Here is a 1,154-nt window from a genome sequence, read left to right as displayed (position 1 = left end):
CCCGATCGTGGTGGCCGGGCCGTGCCCCGGCAGCACCTCGGTGGCGTCCTCGAGCGGCAGCACCCTGGTCAGCAGGCTGCGCAGCATGGCCCGGGGGTCCCCGCCGGGCAGGTCGGTGCGCCCGATCGAGCCCGCGAACAGCACGTCGCCGGACAGCAGCAGGTCCGCCTCGCCGGGACGCTCCACCGTGAACAGCACCGACCCCTCGGTGTGGCCCGGAGCGTGCGCCACCCGCACCGACAGGCCGGCCACCTGCAGCCGTGCGCCGTCGCCGACGACGACGACGTCGTCCGGCTCCCGCCACGGCTGGTCCCCGGTCGCGGCCAGCAGCGCGGAGCGCAGCGGCGCGTCGAGCCCGGCCAGCGGGTCGCGCAGCAGGTGCGCGTCGTCGGCGTGGACGGTGGCGGCGACGCCGTGGGCGCCGCAGACGGGGGTCACCGACCACGTGTGGTCGAGGTGGCCGTGGGTCAGCAGGACGGCGGCCGGGCGCAGGCGGTGGCGCGCGAGCAGCTCGGCGAGCCGGTCGAGCACGCCGACGCCGGGGTCGACGACCACGCACTCCTGCCCCGGCCCGGGGGCCAGGACGTGGCAGTTGGTGCCGAAGGCGCTCGCCTCGAGCGTTTCCACGAGCATCCGGCGACTGTAGTGAGCCCTTCGAGACCGCGCAGACCGTCACCGTGCGCCAACCGGAGCGGGCACGCCGTGACCGACTGCTCCGATCGAAGGACCTGGCACCTAGAATGCGGCGGGTGAGCGAGCACCCCCAGGAGCCGGCGTCCTCTGCGGACGTGGCGGACACCCCCGACAGCCCGACCACGACGACCGGCGCGAGCACCGGGGAGGCGCCGCAGGTGGCGCCCTCGGCGCCCGAGGCGCAGGCCGGCCAGCCGCTGGACGAGGCCCGGCCGGGGGCGGACGCGGACGCGTCGCCCGCGGAGGCGGTGGACGCGCCCGGCGACGTGGTCGCGGACGCGGCTGGTGACGTCGCCGCGGACACGGCTGGTGACGTCGCCGCGGACACGGCTGGTGACGTCGCCGCGGACACGGCTGGTGACGTCGCCGCGGACACGGCTGAGGACTCGTCCGCGGACGCGCCGGCGGACGAGGCCGCGGATGCCGCGCCGGCACCGGAGGCCGAGGGTGCCGCGGACGCC

1 protein-coding gene and 1 pseudogene are annotated in these 1,154 nt (G+C 77.5%); one reads left to right on the top strand and one right to left on the bottom strand.

Annotation, left to right across the window (positions count from 1 at the left end):
• The coding region (locus GTQ99_RS23445; RefSeq protein WP_166618047.1) for an MBL fold metallo-hydrolase at nucleotides 1-633 on the bottom strand (633 nt) is incomplete at its 3' end.
• Nucleotides 634-749: 116 nt separating this feature from the next.
• On the opposite strand from GTQ99_RS23445, the pseudogene GTQ99_RS24515 reads away from it, so the two are divergent.
• A pseudogene (locus GTQ99_RS24515) lies at nucleotides 750-1,154 on the top strand (hypothetical protein); the annotation flags it as partial.

This window comes from Kineococcus vitellinus, from assembly GCF_009906315.1.
Taxonomy (GTDB): Bacteria; Actinomycetota; Actinomycetes; order Actinomycetales; family Kineococcaceae; genus Kineococcus; species Kineococcus vitellinus.
This window is presented reverse-complemented; position numbering and strand designations above follow the sequence as displayed.